At 51.5% G+C, this 798-nt stretch carries 2 protein-coding genes; both read left to right on the top strand.

Annotation, left to right across the window (positions count from 1 at the left end; all coding sequences use genetic code 11):
• Positions 1-67 precede the first annotated feature (67 nt).
• Positions 68-322, top strand: a complete 255-nt coding sequence (locus tag CWM53_RS28135; RefSeq protein WP_100698923.1) for a DNA polymerase III subunit theta — start codon at positions 68-70, stop codon at positions 320-322.
• 34 nt (positions 323-356) lie between these two features.
• A complete protein-coding gene (locus CWM53_RS28130) occupies positions 357-677 on the top strand; it encodes a hypothetical protein (RefSeq protein ID WP_100698925.1) in 321 nt (106 codons plus the stop codon).
• The last annotated feature ends 121 nt before the right edge of the window (positions 678-798 follow it).

Below are 798 nucleotides of genomic sequence, written 5' to 3'. Positions count from 1 at the left end.
GTCGCTGTTGCCCGGGAATACGCGTATTATCAGGGATATCTTCCTCTAAAGCAGACCGGTGAGACATATGTCAAAGTGGAATATCGCCTCTTTTTCAAAAGAGGAGCAGGACAACGTTGCCGTCGATAAGGTGGCCGCTGCCGTTGCCTGGCAGGAAAGGATGAACAAGCCTGTTGTGCCTGAGCTTGTTGAACGGGAACAGCCTGAACATCTTCGCCAGTATTTCCGTGAACGGCTTGAAGTTCATCAGCAGAACAGTCAGCAGCTGCCGCGCGCAAATGCGCCCGAATATAATAAACCCGGAGATGAGCAGCAGAAGTGATTCGTATCGTCAGTGTGTCCAGGGAGGAAATTTTATGCGTATGTCTCTGATGTTTGCAGCCGTGACGCTTTTAACCGGTATTAACCTGTTATTTATTCCGTTTCAGCCTGTTCCGGCTCTGTGGGGGGGGATCCTGGCAGTTGTTTTTATCCTGATTAATGTCGTGGCAGAAAAACTGCGCCTCTGGAGTGGCATGGCGTGGATTATCGTTGCCGGCATCATCATAACGCTGATGCTGAAGGGGAAAGAGCCGGGTGACGAATTACGCGTGCTGATCACCGTTTTTGCTTTCCTGGCTTCGGCCTGGTACTGCGTTGTTCAGTACAGAAAAGAGAAGGGCGAATCTCAGTCCTGACCAGACCAGACCAGACCAGACCAGACCAGACCAGACCGGTACTCTCCATCTTGCTGCAGCTCTTCCTCTGTTTAACTTTCTTTTCACACAATCTGCCCCGGGGCCACCTTCGGCTCCTGAC

The sequence above is a fragment of the Klebsiella sp. A-Nf5 genome (assembly GCF_002810545.1).
GTDB classification, from domain to species: Bacteria; Pseudomonadota; Gammaproteobacteria; order Enterobacterales; family Enterobacteriaceae; genus Klebsiella; species Klebsiella variicola.
This window is presented reverse-complemented; position numbering and strand designations above follow the sequence as displayed.

Bases quoted from the DNA above. Each gene is read 5' to 3' on its own strand.
- CWM53_RS28135 (WP_100698923.1), top strand. From the start codon at position 68: ATGTCAAAGTGGAATATCGCCTCTTTTTCAAAAGAGGAGCAGGACAAC.
- CWM53_RS28130 (WP_100698925.1), top strand. From the start codon at position 357: ATGCGTATGTCTCTGATGTTTGCAGCCGTGACGCTTTTAACCGGTATT.